General features: G+C 72.1%; 19 protein-coding genes. 8 read left to right on the top strand and 11 right to left on the bottom strand.

All coding sequences use genetic code 11. The annotated features are described in order from the left end of the window. Window positions 1-12: 12 nt before the first annotated feature. From CSR00_RS07610 to CSR00_RS07595, 4 genes are all read right to left on the bottom strand, one after another. Window positions 13-675 carry a cutinase family protein gene (locus CSR00_RS07610; RefSeq protein ID WP_099021787.1) on the bottom strand — a complete coding sequence of 221 codons (663 nt, stop codon included), beginning with the start codon at window positions 673-675 and terminating at the stop codon, window positions 13-15. A gap of 52 nt (window positions 676-727) precedes the next feature. Further along, entirely contained in the window at window positions 728-1,378 is a 651-nt protein-coding gene (locus CSR00_RS07605) for a cutinase family protein (protein WP_099021786.1), read from the bottom strand. Window positions 1,379-1,457: 79 nt separating this feature from the next. Beyond that, window positions 1,458-2,093 carry a cutinase family protein gene (locus CSR00_RS07600; protein WP_407662408.1) on the bottom strand — a complete coding sequence of 212 codons (636 nt, stop codon included), beginning with the start codon at window positions 2,091-2,093 and terminating at the stop codon, window positions 1,458-1,460. A gap of 130 nt (window positions 2,094-2,223) precedes the next feature. Then, the gene (locus CSR00_RS07595; RefSeq protein WP_245905887.1) at window positions 2,224-3,264 is read right to left on the bottom strand and encodes an EamA family transporter; all 1,041 of its coding nucleotides are present in this window, start codon (window positions 3,262-3,264) and stop codon (window positions 2,224-2,226) included. A 107-nt stretch (window positions 3,265-3,371) separates the two neighbouring features. On the opposite strand from CSR00_RS07595, the gene CSR00_RS07590 reads away from it, so the two are divergent. Beyond that, the gene (locus tag CSR00_RS07590; protein WP_099021784.1) at window positions 3,372-3,926 is read left to right on the top strand and encodes a CGNR zinc finger domain-containing protein; all 555 of its coding nucleotides are present in this window, start codon (window positions 3,372-3,374) and stop codon (window positions 3,924-3,926) included. A 16-nt stretch (window positions 3,927-3,942) separates the two neighbouring features. Here the strand turns inward: CSR00_RS07590 and CSR00_RS07585 are convergent, their stop codons facing one another. The 5 genes from CSR00_RS07585 to CSR00_RS07565 are packed head-to-tail and all read right to left on the bottom strand — an operon-like array spanning window position 3,943 to window position 11,475. Beyond that, window positions 3,943-6,018, bottom strand: coding sequence for an FAD-dependent oxidoreductase (locus CSR00_RS07585; RefSeq protein WP_328514689.1), 2,076 nt, complete (start codon window positions 6,016-6,018; stop codon window positions 3,943-3,945). Beyond that, the gene (locus CSR00_RS07580) at window positions 6,015-9,224 is read right to left on the bottom strand and encodes an ATP-binding protein (RefSeq protein ID WP_099021783.1); all 3,210 of its coding nucleotides are present in this window, start codon (window positions 9,222-9,224) and stop codon (window positions 6,015-6,017) included. Before CSR00_RS07580 ends, CSR00_RS07585 begins: the two co-directional genes overlap by 4 nt. Beyond that, window positions 9,221-9,997, bottom strand: a complete 777-nt coding sequence (locus CSR00_RS07575) for a hypothetical protein (protein ID WP_099021782.1) — start codon at window positions 9,995-9,997, stop codon at window positions 9,221-9,223. The genes CSR00_RS07580 and CSR00_RS07575 overlap by 4 nt, the downstream gene beginning before the upstream one ends. 9 nt (window positions 9,998-10,006) lie before the next feature. Further along, window positions 10,007-10,249: a hypothetical protein gene (locus CSR00_RS07570; protein WP_099021781.1), complete on the bottom strand. Its 243-nt coding sequence runs from the start codon at window positions 10,247-10,249 to the stop codon at window positions 10,007-10,009. Then, window positions 10,249-11,475 carry a hypothetical protein gene (locus CSR00_RS07565; protein WP_099021780.1) on the bottom strand — a complete coding sequence of 409 codons (1,227 nt, stop codon included), beginning with the start codon at window positions 11,473-11,475 and terminating at the stop codon, window positions 10,249-10,251. The genes CSR00_RS07570 and CSR00_RS07565 overlap by 1 nt, the downstream gene beginning before the upstream one ends. A 78-nt stretch (window positions 11,476-11,553) precedes the next feature. On the opposite strand from CSR00_RS07565, the gene CSR00_RS07560 reads away from it, so the two are divergent. The 3 genes from CSR00_RS07560 to eccB are packed head-to-tail and all read left to right on the top strand — an operon-like array spanning window position 11,554 to window position 14,771. Continuing rightward, the gene (locus CSR00_RS07560) at window positions 11,554-12,312 is read left to right on the top strand and encodes a hypothetical protein (RefSeq protein WP_099021779.1); all 759 of its coding nucleotides are present in this window, start codon (window positions 11,554-11,556) and stop codon (window positions 12,310-12,312) included. Then, entirely contained in the window at window positions 12,309-13,370 is a 1,062-nt protein-coding gene (locus tag CSR00_RS07555) for a polyprenyl synthetase family protein (RefSeq protein WP_281259685.1), read from the top strand. The genes CSR00_RS07560 and CSR00_RS07555 overlap by 4 nt, the downstream gene beginning before the upstream one ends. 54 nt (window positions 13,371-13,424) lie before the next feature. Continuing rightward, window positions 13,425-14,771: a type VII secretion protein EccB gene (gene eccB, locus CSR00_RS07550; protein WP_099021778.1), complete on the top strand. Its 1,347-nt coding sequence runs from the start codon at window positions 13,425-13,427 to the stop codon at window positions 14,769-14,771. Here eccB and mycP read toward each other — a convergent pair. Together mycP and CSR00_RS07540 are read right to left on the bottom strand one after the other, a co-directional pair. After that, on the bottom strand, window positions 14,697-16,103 hold the full coding sequence (gene mycP / locus CSR00_RS07545) for a type VII secretion-associated serine protease mycosin (protein ID WP_099021777.1): 1,407 nt from the start codon (window positions 16,101-16,103) through the stop codon (window positions 14,697-14,699). The two genes, eccB and mycP, sit on opposite strands and share 75 nt — an antisense overlap. Continuing rightward, complete coding sequence (locus CSR00_RS07540) at window positions 16,100-17,281, bottom strand: EsaB/YukD family protein (protein ID WP_176561945.1); 1,182 nt, start codon at window positions 17,279-17,281, stop codon at window positions 16,100-16,102. Before CSR00_RS07540 ends, mycP begins: the two co-directional genes overlap by 4 nt. Window positions 17,282-17,503: 222 nt before the next feature. On the opposite strand from CSR00_RS07540, the gene eccCb reads away from it, so the two are divergent. The 4 genes from eccCb to CSR00_RS07520 all read left to right on the top strand — a co-directional run bounded on the left by eccCb (window position 17,504) and on the right by CSR00_RS07520 (window position 22,878). Next, window positions 17,504-21,034 carry a type VII secretion protein EccCb gene (gene eccCb / locus CSR00_RS07535; RefSeq protein WP_099021849.1) on the top strand — a complete coding sequence of 1,177 codons (3,531 nt, stop codon included), beginning with the start codon at window positions 17,504-17,506 and terminating at the stop codon, window positions 21,032-21,034. After that, window positions 21,031-22,188: a type VII secretion-associated protein gene (locus CSR00_RS07530; protein WP_176561944.1), complete on the top strand. Its 1,158-nt coding sequence runs from the start codon at window positions 21,031-21,033 to the stop codon at window positions 22,186-22,188. The genes eccCb and CSR00_RS07530 overlap by 4 nt, the downstream gene beginning before the upstream one ends. A gap of 69 nt (window positions 22,189-22,257) precedes the next feature. Continuing rightward, on the top strand, window positions 22,258-22,581 hold the full coding sequence (locus tag CSR00_RS07525) for a WXG100 family type VII secretion target (RefSeq protein ID WP_099021774.1): 324 nt from the start codon (window positions 22,258-22,260) through the stop codon (window positions 22,579-22,581). Between the two features lie 3 nt (window positions 22,582-22,584). After that, complete coding sequence (locus CSR00_RS07520; RefSeq protein WP_099021773.1) at window positions 22,585-22,878, top strand: WXG100 family type VII secretion target; 294 nt, start codon at window positions 22,585-22,587, stop codon at window positions 22,876-22,878. Window positions 22,879-22,919: the final 41 nt, after the last annotated feature.

Below are 22,919 nucleotides of genomic sequence, written 5' to 3'. Positions count from 1 at the left end.
ATTGGCGCCTGTCTAGAGCCGTCCGGCCACGAAATCGGCGGCCTGGTTCACCATGCCGGCACTGATGTAGGCCGGTGCGAGGTGGTCGGGCCAGTACGACTCCCAGTTCTCCGGGTCGGTCGGGTTGCAGATCGGGTCGTCGCCGTGGCAGAGCTCGATGGTGCGATCGCGGTAGACGGGGTTGAAGGCGGAGATCGGGCCGACCCACTGGATGCCGTTGCCGAACAGGGCGACCGCCGCGATGTGGTCGGAGGCGTTGGGCGGCAGCGGTTTCTTGAAGGTGAAGAACGACAACGGCACGGCGAGTACCACATCGGTGACGGCCGCTCCCAGGGAGTAGCCGCCCAACACGATCCTGGTATCGGGGCAGTTGGCCATCGTCTGCTGCACGCGCTGGCTCATGTCGTTGGCGCCCAGGTCGACCTCGGTGTTGGCGGGGTAGTCGACCGCGTACAGGGACACGTTCTCGCCCTTGGCGCGCAGCGCGCTGGCCAGGGCGTTGCCGATCTGGCCGGCCCCGGCGGGTTCGAGGCGGCCGCGGGCGAAGATCAGCTCGGTTGCCGGACAGTCGGCGGCGGCAGCGGTGGCCGGCAGTGCGACGGCCAGGACCGCCGCCAGTGCGGCGACCAGGCCGGCTGCCAGTGCTCTACCGCGACCGAGACTCACCCGGCCCATGGTAGCGAAAGTTGGTGGGTGGCTGAACGTATCCGGCCTAAACGTATCCGGCCTAAACGTATCCGACGATGAATCCGGCGGCCTGGCCCGGCATCGGGCCGGACTCGTAGTTGGTGTGTGCGAAGGGATTGCGCCCGTCCGAGCAGATCGGATCCCCGTTGCTGCACAGGTCGATCGCGCGGCCCCCGAACGCACCCGAGAGCGGGTTGCCGAACTTCGTGGCGGGGTTGCCGAAGACCGCTGCGGCGGCGACGTTTCCGACCAGGCTGGCCGGCAGCGGCGGCGCGGAGCCGACCTCGCCGATCTTGTTGCCCAGCGGGGGGATGCCGGCGAGCATGTCCACCACGGCGGCGCCCTGGGAGTAGCCGCCGAGGACGATGCGGGTGTTCGGGCACTGCTGCGACATCGTCGCGATGTGGTTGGTGGCGTCGTTGGCGCCGTCGGCGGCGGCCAGGAAGTCATAGGTGGCGGGGTAGTTGACGCCGTAGATACCCAGGCTGCGGCCACCGAGCTGGCCGTGCAGCGAGTCGGCCAGCGCCTGTCCGACCCGGCCGATGCCGGGCGCCTCGCTGGTGCCGCGGGCGAACACCAGCTCCACATCCGGGCACGGGGCGGCGGACGCCACGGGCAGGCCTGCCGGTGCGACGACGACGGCGGCGGCCACCGATGCGGCCGCGGCCACCGATGCGGCGGCGACCGCCATACGGCGGCGCACCGTTGGGCGGGCGTGAGGGGCGTCGATCATAGCGGTAATCCTCACATACTTAGCCGATAAAACCGAATCACAGCAACCCGGCGACGAAGGATGCGGCCTGGTTGGTCAGGCCCGAATTCACGTAGTCGCTGTGCGCGGGAATGTTGTCGCCGTCGGAGCACACCGGATCGCCGGCCTCGCACAGGTCGATGGCCCGGGTGCCGTAGACCGGGCTGACCGTGAGGGGCAGGCCCACCTTGGCGGTGGGGTTACCGAAGACGGCCACCGCGGCGATGTGGTCGGGCACGTTGCCGGGCAGCGGTGCGTTGAAGCCGACGGCGGGGAAGGGCACCGAGGTGATGACATCGATCACCGCCGCGCCCTGGGAGTAGCCGCCGAGTACCAGCCGGGTGGCCGGACAGTTGGCCACCATCCACTGGATGTGGTTGCTGGCGTCGTTGGCGCCCTGGGCCGCGGCCAGGAAGTCGTAGGTGGCGGGGTAGTTGACCGCATAGGTGCCCACCGCCTGGCTGACCTTCCCGCGCAGCGAGCCGACGAAGGCGTCGCCCACCCGGCCCAGGCCCGGGGGCTCGTCGGTGCCGCGGGCGAAGACCACCTCCACCGGGGGGCAGTCCGCCGCTCGGGCGGTGGGCAGCGCGGCGGGAGCCAGCACGCCGGCCACGGTGGCCACGATCCCGGCCACGATCGGAAGCAGCAGCCGCAGTGGACGCGGTAGCGACAACTGAGACAGCGGGGAGGTCTTGCCGATGGTCGTCACATCAAGATCTTAACGACCACTCGCGGAATTCATTCCCTAAAGTATTCCGGAAGTCGGTCCTGAGGTGGTTGCCGTGTTACCCCTGCGGCTCGGCCGGCTGCGGTGTCGCGGCGGTATCGGGCCAGCCCGCGGCGGCGATCGTCGCCCCCGAGACCTCGGCGGACTCGGCGGGGCCCGGGCTCACGGCGGTGTCGTCGCCGCGGCGGGCCAGGGCCAGGCCGGTCAGCACGACCGCCCCGCCGATCGCCTGGGTGAGCGTGATGGCCTCGCTGACCAGCAACCATGCCCACAGCACCGCGAAGAGGACCTCGGCCAGCCCCACCAGGGAGGCGAACCCGGGCCGCAGCTTCGAGACCCCGAGGATGCCCAGGGTGTAGGCCAGGGCGGTGCTGACGACACCGAGCAACACCACCGGGACCAGCCACGACGTGGTGAAACCGGCGATCACCACGTCGGCGGTGGTGAACGTCAGCGGCATCACGCCGGCGGCGCCGAGCAGCGCGACCGCGGCCGCGCCGACGACGAGTCCACCGGCGGCCAGCGTCACCGGGGAGATCCCGGTGCCGTCGGCGCCGACCTGGTCGCTCATCAGGAAGTAGCAGGCCGCGCACACGGCCGCGGCCAGGCCCCACGCGACGCCGACGGCATTGATGTGGGCTCCGGTGAAGATGTTGAGCACGAGCATGATCCCGGCGACGGCCAGGCCCGCACCGGCCAGTGTCCGGGCGCTGGGCCGGCGCCGGGTGGTGAGCCAGATCCAGCCCACCACCAGCAGCGGGGCGGCGTACTCGAGGAGCAGGGCGACGCCCACCGACAGGTGTGCCACCGCGTTGTAGTAGCACAGCTGGGCGCCCGCGATCGGGATCAGCCCGTACAGCACGACGGTGCGGGCGTGCTGCGCCGACTCGCGCCACCAGTCAGGCTTGACGAGGGTGGCGTAGACGGCCATGAGCAGGGCGCCGCCGGCGAGGCGGGCGGTGACCGCCGCGGTGGGGCTCCACCCGGCCTCCATCAGCGCCCGAGCGAAGGGACCGGACATCCCGAAGGACAACGCGGACACGACCGCGAACAGCATGCCGAGCCGGAACGTGGTGGCGGTCTCGGCGCGCTCGGTCATCAACATGGGGCACCTCGGGGGACGGGCAGGGGGGACGCAACAGAGCGATGTAATGAGTAAAATCAGCTTTGGTAGTGACGATATGACCAAAGGAGGTCATGAGTCAAATGAATTTCAGTCATGACACCGAGCTCACACTGCGCGCCGCCTGTGCCCTGGTCAACAGCGATCGGATCGACGGCGAACAGCTCGGTGACCAGGCGGCGCTCGACGAGTACCTGGACGGTTACGGATGGACCGGCCGCCGCGACCACGACGACGCGGAACTGGAGGCGGTGCACCGGCTGCGGGAGCGGCTGGGCAGGCTGTGGGCGGTCACCGACGACGAGGAGCGCACCGTCGGACTGGTCAACGCGCTGTTGTCCGACACCCGGGCCTCGCCCTGGCTGACCAGGCATCCCGAGATGCCCGAGTGGCATCTGCACCTGGCGTCCATCCACGATCCGCTGGCCCAACGCATGGGCGCGGAGATGGCGATGGCGCTGGCCGACCTGATCCGGGTGGGCGAGCTGCGCCGGCTCAAGCTGTGCGCGGCACCGGACTGCGACGCGGCGTTGGTCGACCTGTCCCGCAACCGCTCCCGGATCTTCTGTGACACCGGCAACTGCGGCAACCGCCAGCACGTGGCGGCCTACCGGGAACGGCAGGCCCGGGAGGACTGACCCCACCGGCGGAGAGCTACGGCAGCCAGTAGCCGCGGATGCGGTGAAAGCGGGCGCGGCCGCGCACCGCGTTGGCGGCCTGAAGGCCCGACATCACCGCCGCCTCGATGCACCCCGCGTTCATGCCGCAGTCGGTCCAGTCCCCGGCGAGCACCAGGTTGTCGTAGCCACTCTCGTCGGGACGCAACCGGTAACGGTCGGATCCGGGGACCGACTGCACATACCGGTCGGAGGGATCGATGTTCGCGCTGACGTAGATGTCGGCCAGCACGCTCCAATCGAAACCGTCCTCGGTGACGGCGTTCGGATAGAACGGCTTCAGGTTGTGCGCCAGGTGGTCGAGGGCGTCGGCGCGGACCTGCTCGCGGTAGCGGCGCACATAGTGCTCATCTGGGTGCTCATCGGGGTGCTCATCGGGGTGCTCATGATCGGGCGCGTCGCCCGGCGGCCACGGGGCATCCAGACTGCCGCAGAAATACGCGACCGCACCCGGCCGGTCGTCGTGCGGCCACTGTTCGGCCCACAGCGTCTGCGGCATGGAGGCCCAGGTCTCGAACGGGCGCAGGTAGGCGCTGACGGTGGCGCCCGGCCTGGGCCAGCCCAGTTCGTCCTCGGTCGGCCGGAACCAGACCTGACACGCCTGGGTGGCGACGGTGCGCACCCGCGTGACCATCTGCTTCCATTCCGGCCGGTCGTCGATCAGTTCGCCGGCGACCACCGGCAGCATGGCCAGCGATACCGCCAGCACCACGTCGTCGAAGTCGGTGCCCCGCCGCAGAACCCGGCTCTGCGTGTCGGCACGCTCGGCGAAGTGCGATTCGGATTCCGGCAGCGACGAGGTACCGGGCACATCGGTGACGAGCTGGTCGGCCAGCGGCCGATCGGGAAACACCGGCAGCCCGCCGACGCGGATCAGCGGCTCGTAGGCCTCGGCGTCCCCGGCCAGCCCTGCCTGACGGCCCAGGGTGATCGCGTCGATCGCGCATCCGTCTTCGGACAGGTGCAGCCCGTCGAGGCGGTGGAAGAACTCGAACCGCACGCCGCGCCGGCGTAGCGCCTGATACAGCGGCGCGATCACCACATCGCCCATACCGGCGGTCATCTTCCAGAAGAACGCACCCTTGTACTCGAACAGGGCGGTGCCGAGCAGGAACACCATCAACCCCGCGGAGACGGCGGGCCGCTCCGGGTCGGCATCCGCGTAGCCGAAGACGAGGTCGTAGAGCCCGCGCACCATCGCCGAATCGAGTACGTCGGGATGTCCGCCGTGGCGAAGTATCCACTCGCCGAACTCCTCGTCGTTGAGGGCGCGGAACCCGTCTGCGCGGGTGACGAGGTTGTCCGCCACGATGCCGCGGATCGCGGCGGTGACCAGAGACATCAACAGCCACGCCCGGCGGTGGGCGGGTTGGGTTTGATAGTCGATGGCCTCCCGCACCGCACCCAGTGCGGTGTCGAGCACGTCGCCGGTGACGGCGTCGGGCTCGGCCAGGGCCGCCAGCGCCGTGAGCACCGCCCGCTGGACGGCCGACGCCTGCGCCGACGGAGCGGGTGGCGCCACCGGTGAGGTCGTCAGGTGCAGATCGCTCGCGGTCGCCTCGCGCAGGGACTCGACGAACGCCAGCAGCAGTCGAAGCGCCCGGTCGAGGAACGAGACCACGGTGAGCTCGCGGCCGGTGGCATCGGGATCACCCGGCAGGCGATGATCACCGGGATGGGTGCCGAGCCAGGTCAGCCATTCGTCGCCGAAACGGTCGGCCAGGCCGGGGTTCTCGGCGGGAACCAGCGCCTGGCGCCAGCTTTGGATCGGTGCTCGCGGATCGGTGCGGCCCCGGTCCAGTTCCGCATAGCACTCGCGCAGCAGGGCGAAGGCGTTCTCGTAGGAGCCGAGCCAGATGTGCAGTCCGTGCTCTTCGATCCGGCCGTGCTCCCCGCGGCTCGACGCGCCCTTACCGCCGAGCCGCCAGCCGCGCTGATACACGGTGATGGACTCGAACTCGTCGCGCCAGCCCGGCTCGCTGAGCCGCCACGCCGCGGCCAGGCCCGCCATCCCCCCGCCCAGGATGGCGACCCTGCTCCGATGCCGGGTCACCCGAGAACGGAACGGGCGCGGACGACTTCGGGGCAGCTGTCGTCGGCGAACCCGGCCACGACGTGGGACAGTTCGGCTGCAAAGGACTCCGGGTCCTGTTCGAAAAGATCGAGGACCGTGCGCAATTCGAACAGTCTGGCCTGTTGCTGGCGGGTCAGTTCGCGGGCCGCGGTCAGGTCGGACCGGCGCTGCTGCCCGTCATCGACCGTGCGGGCGCGCAACCGGAGGAGCTCGCCGTCGTAGAAGTGCATTCCCGTGCTCTCGGCCAGCTCGAGCCCGAGCCGGATTCGCTCCCGGGCCGTCGCGGGCTGCCCGGCCGCCAGCAACAGCGTCGCGAGCAGGGCGTCATAGAAGGTGATCAGCGAGATCACCCCCACCTCACGCCACATGCTCACGATGGCGTCCAGCGTGGCGATGTGGGGGGCCAGCAGGGCCCCCGGATCCGCGGCGTGCTCTGCCTCGGCGAGCGCGACGAGCGCGGCGACGGCGGCCTGCTGGGCGGTGCCGGCGATCGCCCAGGAATCGAAGCCGTGCCGCTCGCCCAGCTCCTCCAGCTCGACGGCCGCAGCGGCGGCGCGATCCAGTTGGCCGGCTTCGATCCGGATCAGCACCTCGATCTGGCGCGCGTAGGCCAGGCTGAACGAGCCCTGCGGAAACGGCAGCTCGCTGCAGCGCCGCTCTGCGGCGGCCAGTTCGGTCTCGGCGGCGGTCACGTCCCCGTCGACATACCGAGACAACGCGCGGTGGGTGTAGAGCCCCGCGGTCGCGTCATTGGGCATGAAGAGCATCTTGTCGAGCTCGTCGACGGCCTGCTGGCTCACCGACCGTGCCGCCGTCTCCATCTTCGACCAGGCGTAGCCGAAGTCGCCGCGGTACCAGGCGAGCATCCCGAGGGCGAACTCGTTGACCGGAAGATAACCCTGCCGTGGACCGGTCAGGCTCGCCCGGATCGAGCGGACCAACCGTTCGGCGCGTTGCAGGTCGGCGCGCATCGTGTAGTACGGATACAGTGACATCACCGTGGAGAACAGGTCGTCGTCCTGAAAATCGTTGCCGCACAGGTGAAGACACCGCTCGAAGTCGGCGGCGACATTCGGGCTGAACACTCCCTCCGCCGCCTGCGCGAGCATCGCCCGGCGCTGGCGCAGCGCGATCTCCATCCGGTCGCGGGCGGCCGTCGGCTCGGCGCGCTGGATCTGGGCGATCGCGTGTGTCAGGTAGGTTCGGGCCTCGCCCAGTGCCCCCCGTTGCCACGCGTTCAGGGAAGCGTGGCGGTACGCGGTGGCCGCCTCCACGAGGCGCCCGGCATTCTCGTAGTGGCGGGCGATCAACGGCCAGTCCGGGTTGCCGCTGTCGGCAGCCGAGAGCAGGCTGTCGGCGATGCGGCTGTGCAGTTGACGGCGCAGGGTCGGGGGTGCGAGCTCGGAACCCACCTCACGCAGCAGTTCGTGCCGGAACCGCCAGGTGTCGGCCTCGAGGGGCTCGAGTACGCGACTGTTGACCAGCTGGGTCATCACCTCGTCGACCTCCGCGTCGGTCAGGTCGACCGCCGAGAGCAGCAGGCTGCGTTCGATGCGGCTGCCGATGATCGAGGCGGCCTCCACCACCCGTACCGAGTTCTCGCTGGAGCGCAGGCGCGCGAACAGTGCCTCGTAGAGCGAGTCGGGGACGCCGGCCATCGCCGCGGAGTCGGAGGCCAGTTCCCGCAGTTTGGCCAGCACCTCCTCGATGTAGAGAGGTACCCCGTCGCAGCGCATCCGTACGGCGCTCCGCTGCGATGGGCTGGCATCGGGATGCAGTGCCGCGATGAGCTGCTCGGCTTCGGCGTCGCTGAGCGGTCTGAGCTCGAAGGTCTCGACCAGATCGGCGGGGAAGGGGATCTCGTTGCGGCTGGTCATCACGACGAGCACGTGGCCACCGAGATCCGAGGCGAGCAGGTGCTGGACGGCTTCGACAGTGTCCTCGTCGAACCAGTGCATGTCCTCGACGAGCACCAGCGCCGGCACCGCCCGCACGCAGGCGCGCAGATAGTCCTGCACCGCCGCGGAGATCAGTTCGAACAGCTTGCGTCCCTCGGCCTGCACCGGCTCGTAGCCCGCGCTCGGGGCGATCCCGAGAATGGGAGCCAGCAGCGGGATCATCGTCGAGGGATCCAGGGAACGGTCGACGAGTTCGCGGGTGAGCAGTGTCAGGCGTTCCGACGGCTCGGAGACGCGGGTGATGCCGCACCGGCGTTCCAGCAGGCGGCGGAACGGGCGCAACCCGACATCGGTGTGAAACGGCGATCCGACCAGCTGTAGGACGACGGCGTGCGAGCGCTCGGCGAGGTCCACCGCGGACCAGGCCAGCCGGCTCTTCCCGATGCCGGCGTCGCCGTGCAGGGCTACGCCGGGCGTGCTGAGCTGATTGGCCAGCACCTGCTCCCAGCTGTGCCGAAGGTGCCCGAGTTCGCGATCACGGCCCACCAGCGGCCCCAGGGAAACCGGCCGGACGTCACGCTCGCCCAGCACCCGGTAGTACCTGATCGGGTCGTCGACGCCCTTGACCTTGCGGGGCAACTGCACTTCCAGGTCGAAGCGGCCGACGACCAATGGTTCGACGGCCTCGGAGACCGCGACGGTGCCCGGGTCGGCGACGCTGCAGATGCGTGCCGCCAGGTTCGCCGCCAGGCCGTAGACGTCGTCCTGGCTGGTATCCAGGTAGACGATCCCGCGGTGGATACCGACGCGCACGGCGATGTCGAAGCCGAACCTGCGGCGCACCGCCACGGTCAGCTCGCTGATGGCACGGGTGATGTCGAGGCCGGCCTGGGTGGCGCGGATGGCGTCGTCCTCATGGGCGACCGGATGCCCGAACACGGCCAGCAGTCCGTCGCCCTTGGTCGAGCCGATATGCCCCTCGAATTGGCCGACGATCCGCAGTACGTCGTCGCGGTAGCGGCCGACCACGGTGCGGTAGATCTCGGGTTCGGTCCTCGTCGACAGTGCTGTCGAGTCGACGAGATCGGCGAACATGATTGTCAGGCGCCGGATCTCACCGTGAGCGACGGGGGCCGAGAGTAGATCCTCGGCCTCGGCGTTGCCGGCGTCCAGCGCGAGCACCTGCTCGGCCAGGACGTTGGCGGTCGCGCGGTCACCGGCGTTGATCGCCTCGCACGCCCGGTCGAGAAGCTCGTCGACGCGCGGCCGTTGTTCTGCGTCGCTCACGGCTCCGGCGGGTCCGAGGTCTCGGGGATCGCGATGGAGAACGCGATGGTGCTCTGACCGTCCTCGTCGGTGGCCACCACCTCACCGTGGAACACCCCGCTGGGCAGCCCGGCGGTGTTGACGACGAGGGTGAACGTGTCGGCATCCGCCGGGAGGCTGCCGTCCTTGGGGTCGAACATGGCCAGGGCGGCGACGTCCACCCCGTCGTCCGGGCGGGTCAGTTTCGTGACGGTCAGAGTCGACGGTTTGGGTCTGCGGTCGGCGGCCGCGATCGGGACGGTCCGGCTGATGACGGGGTTGGCGTAGGCGCCCGGCCCGGCGATGACGGTCTCCAGGATCTCCGCGCCCCGCAGTGCGGCGATCCCAGTGAGCTTGATCGCGGTGTCCACCCATTCCTGCTGCTGTGTCTCGACGGGTTTGGGCTTGGCCTGCTTGGCGGTGTCCGCGGCGACGTCGACGACGTCGGATAGACCGTTCTGCACGATCGAGGCCACGTTGTCGGCCACGAGGAGAACCCTGCGGTCCCACTGCACCTGCAGAGCGACCCTGGCCAGCGAGATGCCACCGTCGAGTGCCGCGGCGGCCAGTCCGGCCAGCGAGCCGATCGCGTCCTTGGGCTCGTACTTCTGCGGTGGGTTGCCCTGCGGCCCGTTGACCTTGTCGAAGGCGTCGATGCCGACCTGGGCGATGGCGTTCACGGCATCCTTGGCCGCGCCGGCGTAGCGCGCGGCGATCGCTTCGGGCGGGTCGGGCGGTTTCAGCTCATCGCTCATCTCGTCGTCTCACTTCTCGGCCGGCTTGACGTTCTTCTCGGCGGTGTCCCAGGCGTCGAGGACCTGCTCGGTGAACTTGGCGCCGGCATCCTCGGCGACCTCCTGGGCGTCCATCCGGACGAACCCGTCGATCCACTTCGCGCCGGTCGCGCCCGCGACCGCGGCGGCCCGGTCGATGAGCCTGTTCACCAGGTCGCGGGTGTCTTCGACGGAGTCCCTGAAATTGGGCGGGAACTGCGGCTGGTCGGCCATCACATTTCCTGTTCGTTGGGGTCGTCCTCGTCGGACGGATAGAACTTCTTCAGCGTGGCGAAACCTTTTCCGGCCTGATCGGCCTCGATCACCCGCTGCGCCGTGCCGGCGAGCATGTCCTTGCCGGCGTCGGCCCAGCCCATCAGGCATGCCAGGGCGGCGGTGGCGCACGGGCTCAGCCCGTTGACGTGCTCCTGCTTGCTGGTCCGGATCCGCACGCCCTTCTCCTGCGGTGATTTCTGGGCGTTCTCCGGCGTTATCCAGATGTAGCCGTTGTCGACCTCGACATAGCCGGGATCCTCGCGATCGGGGTCGACGTCGTAGTTCATGAAAATGCTGCCGTCGCTTTGCCGGACCTTGTAGAACACCAGATCGGTGATCAGGCGGTATTCGCCGCATTCGGCACCCACCTCCTCGCGTACCCGGCTCCATCTCTTGGCGTTGCGATTCGGTATTCCCTTGCTCATCGTGCAGAAGAACTTGCTGCACACGCCCCAGTTCATCGGGTCGACAATGCGTTCCACGTCGTCGACGCTGAGTGCGGGATGCGTGCTGTTGGTCACCACTGTGCTGCAGTATTGGCCGTCGATTTCCTGCAGTGTGCCAAAACACGGCCGGGAGTTCTCGGCGAAGGCGGAATTGACCGCGGCGCCGGCGCGAACCGTCCAATCCGATCGGCTGTCGATGTCCTCGAGGGAGTCCAGCAGAACCTGGGTGGACGCGAGCGCGTCGCCGCCGCTGAACGAGCGCACCGACGTCGCAACGACCTCGCGCAGTTGCTCGGCCAGGCCCTGCTGCTCGGCGCCGGGGCCGGACAGGCTGCCGAGCCTGAGCAGCACCGCTGCGGCGTAGCCCGCGCGTCCCAATGCCGGGTCGCGTGCCGAGTCGTAGAACCGGTGCGACTCGAATCCTCCGGTTCCGTTGGGTTCGGGCGGGTTTGGCCTCGAGGAAGCGGAATTCGGCGGTGGCACGTTGTTGAGTTCGGTCACGGCGGCCTCGAGCCCGGGGAATCGGACCGCGCCGCCGCGGCGAATGCCGTCCCGATTGAGGAAGTTCTCCAGTTCGCGGTACCAGCCGGCCTGCCCCAGGCCGGTGCTGTTCGGCATCAACTTCGCGGCCGTCGTCAGGACTTTCCGGTCGGTGTCCGGGTGGCGCCCTTTCCTGGCCTCGACGACGATGTCATCTATCGCACCGAAAATCGCCAACTGGCTGTGCAGAATCGACATGCCCCCGCCTCCCGCTGCGCGCCGACCTAGCATACCGTTGTACAGCGGAAATCGAGCGGGGAACAGGGCAGGGGATCGGTGACCGAGAAGGCGTACGGCGGCGGCGCCGCAAAAGACGGCTCCATGTCCGAGGTGCCCTGGGCGCTGGTCTTCGACCCGGCGGCCAACGTGCGCGCGCTGGGTGAGATACAGGCACGTGGTTTTCGCGCCGCCGCCGAACTCGTCGACCGCTTCGTCAACCTGTCCGACCGCCGTTCGCCGTCGCCCGAGCAGCCGCAGACCGCCGGGGCCCCCGAATCCCACGCCGGGGCGGGCCCCGAATCCCACGCCGGGGCGGGCCCCGAGTCCCGCGCCGGGGCGGGCCCCGAATCCCGCGCGGACACCCGTCCCGAGGTGGATCGACTCGTCGCGTCGTGGAAGGGCATTGTCGAACAGTTGGCCGGCTCGCTGCGCGGGACGGTCACCGCCAACGCCGGCGGAGCGCCCTCGGTCGACCTGTCCGGGGCGGCGGCACACGGCCGGGTCGATCTGAGCGGTGGGGTACCCGGGGCGGCCGGTGCCGAGGTGTGGCTGCACAACCCGGGTGCCACCGACCACGGCACCGTCGAGTTGCGCAGCGGTGACCTGTTGGCCCACGACGGAAACGTGATCGACGCGGCACGGGTCAGTTTCGACCCGGCGGCGGTGCCCATGCCGGCGCGGTGCAGCCGTGGTGTGACGATCCGGGTCGACATCGCCGAGAACACCGCACCCGGGAGCTACCACGGCACCCTGCTGGTGGCGGGCCATCCCGACCTCTGGCTGCCCCTGGTGGTCACCGTCGCGGAGCCGGCGTGACAGCCGATTCCGACACCTCGGACCGCGCGGGCCAGATCGAGCACGTCGAGGGCAGGCTCCACGAAATCGCCCGTCTGGTGCGCAATTCCATGCTCGACGCATTGCCCGACGGGGAGCCGCACCGCTGGCTCTACGGCCCGATACGGGAGTACCCGGGCCGGCCGGGCAAGGCCCTGCGGCCCGCGCTGTGTCTGTCGGCGGGGCGGGTGTTCGGCGCCGAAGCCGATGCCCTTTTGGGAATCTCCGTGGCGATCGAATTGCTGCACAACGCTTTTCTCGTCCACGACGACATCGTCGACGGCAGCGAGATGCGCCGCGGACGTCCGACGCTGGCGGCCACCTACGGTTTGGGCACGGCGCTGAACGCCGGCGACGGCCTGGCCATGATCGCCGGGCAGGTGCTACGGAAGGCGACCCGGCGACTCGACCGGCAGCTGGCCGACCTGGTGTGGGCCGAGTTCGACACCATGGCGATGCGCACACTGGAAGGCCAGGCCACCGAGATCGGCTGGCAGCGCGACAAGGTCGTCGACCTGCGTCCCGAGGACTACCTCGAGCTGATCATGCACAAGACCTGCTGGTACACCACGATCCACCCGCTGCGGGTCGGCGCGATCGTCGGTTCGGGGGGCACCGTCGACCTCGGTCCGCTGGTGCGCTTCGGCTTCCACTTCGGTGCGGCCTTCCAGATCCGTGACGACCTGCTCAACCTGATCGGCGACGAAACCACCTACGGCAAGGAGATTCTGGGCGATCTCTACGAGGGCAAACGAACCTTGCCGCTGGTGCACCTGGTATCCGCGACCTCCGGTGCCGATCGGGATGTGGTGCGCGACTACCTCGCGCGCAGCCGGGGCGAACGATCCGAGGAACTGGTCACCACCATCCGGGCGCTGATGGACGACTACGGCAGCATCGAGTTCACCCGCCAGTACGCCGAGGGCATCCTGCTGGTCGCCGAGGACTATTTCGAGCAGGCCTTCGCCGACGCCACCCCCGGCCCGGATCTGGACTTCCTGCGGTCCCTGGTGCCCTACGTGTGGTCACGCTGGCGCTGAGCACCTGTGGAGCGCCGCACACCCGGTGCGGCCCGCGACCGTAGCGTGCGGTGCGTGCCCCCCGGTGTTCGCGGCGTCCCGAACCGGCTGCAGATCAGCGGTCGCCGCTACCTGATGCGCCGGCTGGAACGCGCCGCGCTGTTCGGCGATCCGTCCTGTGCGCGGCCGGTTCGGGCGCCGCTGGTGGCGGTGGCCTGCGGTGCCGGTGTGGCCGCGGTGGCACTCGCCGCCGCGGTGGCACTGGCCTGGATGCGCCCCGCGGCGGACATCGGCGACGCCGCGATCGTGATGGTGCGCGGCACCGGCGCGCTGTACGTGCGTATCGACGACACCGTGCATCCCGTCGCGAATCTGACCTCGGCGCGGCTGATCATCGGCCGCGCAGACACCCCGAAGGTCCTCGACGAGGCCGCGCTGCACGCGGTGGGCCGCGGACCGGCCCTGGGCATCCCCGGCCTGCCCGCGGCAATCGGGGAGCCGCTGGCCCCGCAGTCCAGCAGCTGGACGGTCTGCGACGGCGACCGCACCACGGTGTTCGCCGGCCCGGGCCCGGCCACCGCGCCCGAGCCGGATCCGGTCCTGGTCGAAAGCGCCTCCGGCACTCGCTATCTGATCCACGAGGGTCGGCGCGCCGCCGTCGACACCACGGATCCGGCGATCCGTCGGGCGCTCGGGGTGGACGGTCCGGCCCCGCGGCGGGTGTCCCCGGCGCTGCTGGCCCTGCTGCCGGAGGGGCCACCCCTGGCCGTCCCGCCGATACCGGGAGCGGGCAACCCCGGGCCCGGGGCGCTGCGGGGCCACGCGGTCGGTGAGGTGGTCCGGGTGGCCCGCGCGGCCGGTGCCGGGAACGCCGGCGTGGAGTACTACGTGGTACTCGCCGGGGGCGTGCAGCGGATCGCGCGCACCGCGGCCGACGCGCTCCGCTTCGCGTTCACCGGGGCAGGGTCCGAGATCGCCGCCATCGACCCGGGCCTGCTGGACGGCGTCCCCTCGGTCGGGGTGCTGCCGCTGTCCGGCTTCCCCGACCGGCCCGCGGGTGCCGGAGCCGGGCCGCTGTGTGTCCGGTGGGTCGACGGGCGGTCCGAGATCCTGAGGTCCCGGACCCGACCGACCTCGCCGCCGGCCACGGCACTGGCGCAGGCCGACGGGCCCGGCCCCGCGGTGGACGCGGTGTCGCTGCCCGCCGGCCGCAGCGTCTACGTCCGGGCCGGAGGAGCCGGCTGGGTGATCGACGACAGCGGTCTGCGCCTGGGTCTGGCCGACGAGGCGGCCGCCGCCGCGCTGGGGCTGTCCGGGCGGCCCGCCGCGGGGCCGTGGCCGATGCTGTCACTGCTCCCGTCGGGTCCCTCGCTGAGCAGGGAGGCCGCCCTGCTCGCCCGCGACGGCGCCTACCCGCGGTGAGCGCCTGCGGGTCGCCGCCAGCATTGCGACCAGCACGGCCGCGCACACCGCCGTCCCCGCCAGCGCGGTCCGTCCCGCGGTTCGCCGGCCGGGCCCGGCGGTATCGTTCGTGGCCGCTGCGGGCGCCGGCACCGGGCGCGCACCGGGCGCGGGCGGCGCCGTCGGGGGTTCGGTTCCGAGCGCGGCGAGCGGATCGACGATCCCGTTGCCCACATAGGGGTTCCAGCCGCCGGGGGCGCGTTGTGCGGTGGCCTCGATGCGCTGGGTCACCTCGCGGGCCGTGAGCTCCGGGAAGCGCGCGCGCACCAGCGCGGCCAGCGCGCTGACCACCGGGGCGGCATAGCTGGTGCCCGAGATCGGCGCATCTCGGCCCGACGCCGGCAACGCGTCCACGACCCCGGCCCCCGTCGGGCTCAGCGACACCACGTCCTCGCCGGGTGCGGCCACGTCCACCCACGGCCCCGCCAGGGTGAACTCCGCCGGTGCGCCCTCGGCGTCCACCGCCGCCACGGTGAGCACATAGTCGTCGTACCAGGCCGGGCTCACCGCGACGGTGGCGCTGTCCCAGCTGTCCTGGGCCGACGGTGAGGCTGCGACCGGCCGCGGGCACCGGCCGGGCCCACCGACGTTGCCGGCCGCGGACACCACCACCGCGTCCTTGACGTCCACGGCGTAGGCCAGGGCGGCGCCCAGGGATCCGTCGTTGAGCGGGCCGGCGGCGCAGGCCACCGACGAGATGTTGATCACCGATGCACCCAGGTCCGCGGCGGTGCGCACTGCCGCGGCGAGCGTGTCGACATCGCCGACGCCGTCGGCCGACGGGTCGTCGGTGGGCGCGAACTTGGTGCTGGTCTGGCGCAGACTGATCAGCGTGGCGCCCGGTGCGAGCCCGGCGAAGCCGGAGGCGTCGTCCGGATCGACCGCGGCCGCGATGATTCCCGCGACGATCGTGCCGTGTGCGTCGCAGTCCACGGTCCCGTCCCCGTCGGCCACGTAGTCGCCGCCGCCTTCGAGACGGGGCAGCCGCGGGTGGCGTGCCACGCCGGTATCGATGACGGCCACCCGTTGCCCGTCGCCCCGCGAGAGCCGCCACAGCGCGGCCCGGTCGGTCGCCTTGGCGGTGGACACCGGCGGGGCGTCCCGGGCGCGGGGCCGGGGGACGGTGCAGACCTCCCGTTGGGTCGTCGCCGCCGGTGGCCGTGGGTGTGCCGCCGGGGGCAGCAGGGTGTGGTCCACCGACGGGGGCGTCAGCGCCCGGGCCGGGGGAGCGCAGCCCGGCCAGCAGGCCAGCAGCCCGGCGGCGGCGACGGCCAGCCCACGCCGCGCCGTCACGGCAGGCTCAGTCCGCGCGCCGCGCCGTAGCAGCCCAGGGCCCACAGCGCCGAGGGAGCCACCGCCGCCAGTGCCAGATAGCCGGTGGCGGCCGGCCACCGGCGGCCGGCGGCGGGCGGCGGGATCGGACCGCGGGCGACGCCCAGCAGCGCCGCCACGGCGGCCCCGGCCGGCACCAGCCACGGGCCCGGACCCGGCAGTCCGTTCGCCGCCACCGCGACAAGCGTTGCCGCACAGAGGACCGCCGCACCGCTGAGTGACACCCGCGTGGACATCTGGTCGTGGTCGGGCACGCGCAGCGCCAGTGCGGCGGTCACCGCGGCGGCCAGACACATCGGCGCCGGGGCCGCGGGAGCGGCCAGCAGCGCGGTCGTCACGCCCAACGCCGAGGCGGCCGCGGTCGCCGACACCGTGATCGCCACGGCGCGGCGGGCCGTGGCCCCGGCATCGGTGGCCCCCGCGTCGGGGGCCCCCGGGTCGGGGGCCACAGTCGGCTCCTCGAGACCCAGATCGGCCGGAATGCACCGGGTCAGACCGGAGATCAGCACCGCCAGCCGGCCCGCGCCCGGCAGCAGCGCCACCGACACCGCCGCAAGCACGACAGCCGCGCGATGCAGCGGCAGCGCGAAGACGGTTCCCAGCGCCGCGGCCGCGGCGACGAGTCCGCACACGGCGGCGAACACCGTCAACGGTGTTCTGCCGCAATCGGTCAGCCGCGCTGCGGCCGCGGCGGCGGTCCCCGCCCCGGCAGCACCGAGCAGGAGGCCGGGCAGTCCCGGGGGCCCGGGCACCGCACCCGCTCCGGCGCCGGCGGCGAACAGCACCGCCGCCAGCGCGGCCACCGCCCGCGGCGCGGCGGCCCAGCGGGGTGGACCGGGCCGGGCGCTGTCCCCACCCCGACCGGTGGCCCCGGCTCCGCCGGTGCAGCCGTGTGGTGGCGGATCGGGGTCGGCCAGCAGCAGGACCGCCCCCTCCCGGATGCCCTGCTCGGTGAGGGATCTGGCACCCGTCAGCGGCGGAGATCCCGGTTCGGACAGGGTCGGTGCACCCGTCGGCCGGGGACACCCGTGCGCGACCATCAGGTCGGTGATGGCCGGCAGCAGATCGGCCAGCGGAACCGCCTCCGGCAGAGCCAGATCGGCGTGTGTGGCGTCGGCGTGAATCGAGACCCGGAGCACGGATGGTGACCGTAGGCGGCCGCCCGCCGCGGCGTGTGCGGCGCTCCACAGGTGAATTGCGGCGCACCCGGCGTGCTGCCTACGGTCGGCGGCCAACGGGTGGGAGGAGCAGGCGTGCACGAGGGCGGAACCCCGGTGGCCCCGGTGGCCCCGGTGTGTAGGGCGTTCACGGTGTTCACGCGCGGGCCACGGTCTCCCGTGCCGCCGGAACCGGCCGGGTGCATGGAGGTCCTCGCCCCGCCGCCCGTCCCGGAGACGGGTCGGGCCGGGACGGTCGCGCGGCTGCTGCCGGCCGGAACCGCGATCGCGGGGGTGGCCATGACCGGGATGCTGCTGAGCTCGGCCTCGGCGGGCCGGCCCAGCCCGGTGTTTCTGCTGCTCCCACTGGTCATGGTGCTCTCGGCGGCGGCCATGCTCGTGCACGGGCGATCCGGCGGTTCCGCCGCGCAGCTCGACCGGCAGCGCGACACCTACCTGGACTACCTCGCCGGGCTGAGCACCGAGGTGACCGCGGACCTGGACCGCCAGCGCCGGCGGCTGCTGAGCACCTCCCCGCCCCCGCGGGAGCTGTGGGCGATCGCCGGCTCGACCCGCATGTGGGAACGCCGCCCCGCCGACGCGGACTTCGGGTACGTCCGCGTCGGGACCGGTGCGCGACCCTCGGGGACCCGCCTGGAGGTCGCGGCCGGCGGGGGTGACGAGGACCCGGTGACCGCCACCGCGCTGCGGCGGGTAGTCGACGGCGCCCGTGTGGTCACCGATGCGCCGATCGCCGTCGGACTGAACGGGATACCGGTGCTCGGTGTCGGGGGCGACCCGGACCGGGCGCGGGCCCGGATCCGCGCGCTGCTGTGCCAGCTGGCCGTCTGGCACAGTCCGGCCGATCTGTGGGTAGCCGCCGCCCTGGCGCCCGAGCGATGCCCCGAATGGGACTGGATGAAATGGCTCCCGCACCATCGCCATCCCGCCGACGGCGATGACGCGGGCGCGGCGCGGCTGCGGTACCGCAGCGTGGCCGAAGCCACCGAGCAGGCCCCTGGGTGCTGGCTGGTAGTGGTGGCCGACGGTGTGCCGATCCCGTCGGGCGGGCTGCCCGACGGGGTCACCGTCGTCTCCGTCGACGACCATCCGGGAGGCGGGGACGGAATGCCCCCGGTCGATCGGGCCGACCTGATGTCGATTCCGGACGCCCGCGGCTGTGCGCGCCGGCTCGCGCGGTATCGGCCCGCGGCCGACGAGGACCGGGCCGGACCGTCCTGGGCGGCCCTGCTGCGCGGTGGCGCCGGTGCCGCGCTGCAGGCCCCGATCGGGGTCACCGCCGACGGCGCGGCGCTCTCGCTGGACATCAACGAATCCGCCGCGGGCGGGATGGGGCCGCACGGACTGTGCGTCGGGGCCACCGGATCCGGAAAGTCGGAGCTGTTGCGCACCATCGTGCTGGGCATGATCGCGCGCCACCCCTCCGAGGACCTCAACCTGGTGCTCGTCGACTTCAAGGGCGGAGCCACCTTCCTCGGCTTCGACCGGGCCAACCACACCGCCGCGGTCCTGACGAACCTGGCCGACGAGGCGTATCTGGTCGCCCGGATGCGCGAGGCGCTCACCGGCGAGATCAACCGGCGTCAACGGATTCTGCGCGACGCCGGCAACCTGGCGAGCCTCGACGAGTACCGGCGGCTGCGGCCGAAACGGGGCCTGCCGCCCCTGCCGGCGTTGTTCGTGGTCGTCGACGAGTTCTCCGAACTGCTCAGCGCCCACCCCGATTTCATCGACGTCTTCGTCGCGATCGGGCGCCTGGGCCGGTCGCTGGGCATCCATCTGCTGCTGGCCACGCAGCGGCTCGACGAAGGCCGGCTGCGCGGACTGGATTCCCACCTGTCCTACCGGATCTGTCTGAAGACGTTGTCGGCGAACGAGTCCCGTGCGGTGATCGGTACCGCCGACGCCTATCACCTCCCACCGGACCCGGGGGCCGGCTACCTCAAGGTCGCCGCGTGCGATCCGGTCGCGTTCCGGGCCGCCCGGGTGAGCGTTGCGGCCCCCGGTCCCCAGGCGCGGGATCGCCGGGAGCCACCGACGGGCCCGTGTGTGTTCACCGCCGATCCGGTGGGCCCGGTGCGGCGCGCGGCGGAACCTCCCGCCGTCGAGGACCCCCCGCGGCTTCTCGACACCGTCCTCGACGGACTTTGCGGGCGGGGGCCGGCCGCGCACCCGGTCTGGCTGCCTCCGCTCGACGAGGCGCCCGCGCTCACAACACTGCTCGAGCGAACCCCGCCGCGCCCCCTGACGGTGCCACTCGGGGTGGTCGACCGGGTCTTCGAACACCGGCGCGCCACCCTGGAACTCGATCTGGCCGGCGGAGCGGGACACCTCGCCGTCGTCGGGGCACCGCAGTCGGGCAAGTCCGGCGCGCTGCGCTGCGTGGCCGCGGGCCTGGCGCTTCGGCACGATCCCGCGCAGGTGCAGCTGTACTGCCTCGACTTCGGCGGGGGAGGCCTGAGCACCCTGGCCGAGCTGCCCCACGTCGGCGCCGTCGCCGGCCGCGTCGACCCGGATCTGACGCGGCGCATCGTCACCGAGACGGCGGCACTGGTGCGTCGCCGCGAAGCCCTGTTCCGCGAGCGCGGTCTCAGCGCCATGGACCAGTACCGGCGGCGGCGTGATCCCGACGAGGACCCCTTCGGTGACGTCTTCCTCCTCGTCGACGGGTGGCAGGCGCTGCGGCAGGGCTTCGAGACCGAGGAGGCCGCCCTCACCGGGCTCGCCGCCGAGGGACTGTCCTACGGGGTGCACCTCCTGCTGTCCGCGGGACGGTGGGCCGACCTGCGTCCGGCGCTCAAGGACCAGATCGGCACGCGCATCGAACTGCGGCTGGCCGAACCCACCGACTCCGAGATCGACCGGCACCGGGCACGACTGGTCCCGGCCCGGCCCCCGGGACGGGGCCTGAGCCCCGACGGGGAGCCGCTGGCGATCGCGGCGCCGACACCGGTCGAGACGATCCGCGCCGCGAGGGCCTGGACCACCACCGCGCCGCGGATCGCCACGCTGCCGGCGCGGGTCGCCCACGACGGCCTGGTCGCCGCGGCCGGTGACCGTGGCCCGGTGCTCGGCATCGAGGACGCGGGCCTGAAGCCGGTGGTCCTGAGCTTCGGTGTCTCACCGCACCTGGTGATCAGCGGCGACGCCGAATGCGGCAAGACCACCACGCTGCGGGTGCTGTGCCGGGAGATCGCCCGCACCGTTCCCCCGAGCCGACGCCGGCTGGTGGTCGTCGACCCGCGCCGGGGATTGGGCGGCTGCGCCGATCCCGGCCGCGGCGACGTGTATGTCGGCACCGCCGCCGGGCTCGCCGAAGTGGTGGGCCCGCTCGCGCAGACCCTGCGGGCCGGGATCGCCGGCCCCGCGGGTCCGCAGCCGGCTCCCGAGCTTTTCCTGGTGGTCGACGATTACGACCTGCTCGCCGGCGAACGCGACGGCCCCCTGGAACCGTTGCGGCCGCTGCTGCCGCATGCCCGTGACATCGGGATGCACCTGATCCTGGCGCGCCGCCCCGGGGCCCGGACCCGCTACGAGCCGACGCTGACGGCGGTGCACGACGCCGGGGCGATGACGCTGCGAATGAACACCTGCGGTGACGAGGCCGCCGGCCCGGGCGGGGCGCGGCACTCGACGCTGCCGGCGGGGCGGGGAGTGCTGGTCACCCGCGGCCGGGAGTCCCTGGTCCAGGTCGGATGGGTGCCGGACCGGTGAGCGGCCTCGAATGCGAGATCGGCCCGTGTGCGGTGCGCGTGCCCGCCGGTACGGCCCACCCGGATCCGGGACTGGCGCAGGCGGCCCTGGCCGGGGGCGAGGATCCGCTGACCCTGGTCGGCGACCGGCCCGTCGCCGTCGCCGAGGCGTGGCGTGCGCTTCTTCAGCCCGTTCTCGACGGTGCCTCCCGGGTGGTGCTGATTCACCCGAGCTGGTGGAGCCGGCGCCTGGTCGAGACCGTGCTCGCCGCGGCCGCGGGGCCGGGGCGCGACGTCACCGCCTCTGCCCGGGCCGCGGCGGCGCGGCCCGGGCAGACGTGGGTGGAGATCGCGCCGCATCTGGTGTTGGTCGTGGCCGGAGCCACCCGCACCGCGGTGTCCAGGCGGATGCGGACGCCCCAGACCGTCGCTGAGGCCGTCGCTCAGGCCGTTGCTCAGGTCGTCGAGGGGGCGGCATCCGGGGCCCGGGTATCGGTGGACGCGCCGGCCGGGGTACCCGGGTGTGACGCGCTGGCGGCGCTGATCGACGAGCGGCTCCTGCGCGGCGGCGTCGCCTGCCGGCGGGTCACCGCCGTGGGTGGCGCCGAGCCGGTGCAGAACCCACCGCCGGCCCGACCCGCGGCCCGGGTGCGCCGGCGGGGCGCGCCGGCGGCCACGGCCGTCGGGGCGGTCCTGGCGGTGGCGCTCGGGCTGCCCGCCCTGGCGGGTCGCGGCGAGGCCGACCCGGAGATGGTGGCCCTCGTGGAGGGCCGGGTGGCGCTGGAGATACCCGCGGACTGGGCCGTGCAACGGGTCACCGAAGGTCCCGGCTCGGCGCGGCTACAGGCCGGTCCGCGACAGGAGGGCACCGCGACGCTGCATGTCACCCAGTCGCGCGTTCCCGCGGAGACGCCGGCGGCCACGGCGGCCGTCCTGCGCCGGGCCATGCTCGCCGAACCGGCGGGCGTGTTCGTCGATTTCCGCCCCGACGATGTGGTGGCGGGCCGCCGGGTGGTGACCTACCGGGAGATCAGGCCCGGTCACCAGATCCGTTGGGCGGTGTTCGTCGACGGCGGGGTGCGCATCGGCATCGGCTGTGCCGCCGGGCCCACGGGGGAGCCGGCGGCGGAGTGGGCCTGCCGGCGCGCCGTCCGTTCCGCACATGAAATCGGTTGACCACCAGTGGAACCGAATCGGTCCGCGAAGGGTCCAATCTGATGAGGATCAAACGCAGAAGGGATCAGCATGACACATTCCGGTGCACTCACCACCGATCTGGCGATGATGCGCGCGGTCGCCGACGACACCGTGACCCGCTCGGACGAGATCCGCGCGGAACTCGGATCGTTCATCGGGCGCATGACGTCGGTGCCGCCCACGGTGTGGAGCGGGCAGGCCGCCGTGCGGTTCCGCGAGGTCGTCGAGGCCTGGAACACCGAATCCGGCCGGCTGTGCCACGCCCTGAACCGCATCGCCGACACCATGCGCGCCAACGAGCGCGCCCTCTCGGAGGTCGCCGACCGGCACGCCGGCCGGATCGCGGCCACCGGCTCCGAGCTGAGGGGCTAGCTCATGGATCCAGTGTTGTCCTACGACTTCGCCGCCATCGAGTACACCGTCCGCCAGGACATCGCCACCACGGCGGCCCGGCTCAACGCCGCGCTCGACGACCTCAAGGCGCGCATCGCCCCGCTGCAACAGATCTGGACCAGGGAGGCCGCCGAGGCCTACCGCGTCGAACAGGACAACTGGAACCGGGCAGCGCTGGCGCTGAACGACATTCTGGTGCGGCTGGGGGCTGCGGTCACCGCGGGCGCCGAGGAGGTCGCCGAGGCCGACCGCCGCGCCGCGCAGGCCTGGTGGTAGCGCCCCACCCCTAGCCCGGTCCCTTATACACATCTGACGCT

This window comes from Mycolicibacterium palauense (genome assembly GCF_002592005.1).
In the GTDB taxonomy this organism is placed as follows: domain Bacteria; phylum Actinomycetota; class Actinomycetes; order Mycobacteriales; family Mycobacteriaceae; genus Mycobacterium; species Mycobacterium palauense.
Note: the sequence above shows the minus strand (reverse complement) of the source record. Positions and strands in the feature narration are given on the sequence as shown.

Coding starts and splice junctions, on each gene's coding strand:
- CSR00_RS07575 (WP_099021782.1), bottom strand. CDS start 9,997: ATGAGCGATGAGCTGAAACCGCCCGACCCGCCCGAAGCGATCGCCGCG.
- CSR00_RS07525 (WP_099021774.1), top strand. CDS start 22,258: ATGACACATTCCGGTGCACTCACCACCGATCTGGCGATGATGCGCGCG.
- CSR00_RS07610 (WP_099021787.1), bottom strand. CDS start 675: ATGGGCCGGGTGAGTCTCGGTCGCGGTAGAGCACTGGCAGCCGGCCTG.
- CSR00_RS07570 (WP_099021781.1), bottom strand. CDS start 10,249: ATGGCCGACCAGCCGCAGTTCCCGCCCAATTTCAGGGACTCCGTCGAA.
- CSR00_RS07565 (WP_099021780.1), bottom strand. CDS start 11,475: ATGTCGATTCTGCACAGCCAGTTGGCGATTTTCGGTGCGATAGATGAC.
- CSR00_RS07595 (WP_245905887.1), bottom strand. CDS start 3,264: ATGACCGAGCGCGCCGAGACCGCCACCACGTTCCGGCTCGGCATGCTG.
- CSR00_RS07605 (WP_099021786.1), bottom strand. CDS start 1,378: ATGGCGGTCGCCGCCGCATCGGTGGCCGCGGCCGCATCGGTGGCCGCC.
- eccCb (WP_099021849.1), top strand. CDS start 17,504: ATGGAGGTCCTCGCCCCGCCGCCCGTCCCGGAGACGGGTCGGGCCGGG.
- CSR00_RS07590 (WP_099021784.1), top strand. CDS start 3,372: ATGAATTTCAGTCATGACACCGAGCTCACACTGCGCGCCGCCTGTGCC.
- CSR00_RS07520 (WP_099021773.1), top strand. CDS start 22,585: ATGGATCCAGTGTTGTCCTACGACTTCGCCGCCATCGAGTACACCGTC.